The sequence below is a fragment of the Gillisia xinjiangensis genome, assembly GCF_046298265.1.
Classification (GTDB): Bacteria; Bacteroidota; Bacteroidia; order Flavobacteriales; family Flavobacteriaceae; genus Gillisia; species Gillisia xinjiangensis.
The window spans coordinates 1-618 of record NZ_JBKAHK010000064.1 but is presented as its reverse complement, the minus strand read 5'-3'; the positions used below and the strand labels follow the sequence as shown (position 1 = coordinate 618).

Genomic DNA, 618 nt, shown 5'->3' with positions numbered 1-618 from the left:
GCCGTCTGCCGGTTTTACGGTGATGGCACCGGGCAGATCATGGCCGAGCACCCAGATCAGAAAAAACTCCCGCTCGGCGCTCACCCCGGCGCGGTTGGCTAGGTACTCGCGCATATGACCTTCGGGCAGAAGGTTTGAAAAAAAGGGCATCAGCCTGGTTTGGGTGGACCTGAATTCGGTGATGAGATTCCCGAGCGCATCTTTGAATCCAGCTCCGAGCACGGGCCGTGCTTCATCCGCTATATAGGCGTCATTGAACGCAAAAATCGTGCGATCGCCGCCAACCCGCGTCAATGTGCCGATCGGTTCGCCGTATAGCAGGACATTGAGGACGAATACATCAGCCATCGTCGTCCTCATCCAGGCTATAGGCGGATTTCACGTACTCGGTCTGGGGCTCATGGACAGGCGCATGCGCCAGTGCATTGCGCAAACTCTGAAGCTGCGACAGAGAGTCGCGAATGGCCTTTAAATCGCTGTGGCGCGCCAGATACTTTTTGTAGACCTTGTATGCCTGTTGGATTGATTCCAGATCGGACTTTGCCAGTGGAAAGTGACGAAGCTCGCGAAGCTGACGCTGAAGCTGCGCCACTTCCTTCGGCGCTTTCGCGGCATTGG

General features: G+C 56.5%; 2 protein-coding genes. Both read right to left on the bottom strand.

Going from position 1 to position 618, the window contains the following annotated elements:
• The coding region (locus ACKGJN_RS16485) for a HipA N-terminal domain-containing protein (protein WP_409540660.1) at positions 1-360 on the bottom strand (360 nt) is incomplete at its 3' end.
• Positions 341-618 (bottom strand): hypothetical protein (locus tag ACKGJN_RS16480; RefSeq protein ID WP_409540659.1); only part of this gene is annotated, 278 nt, incomplete at its 5' end. The genes ACKGJN_RS16480 and ACKGJN_RS16485, both read right to left, overlap by 20 nt.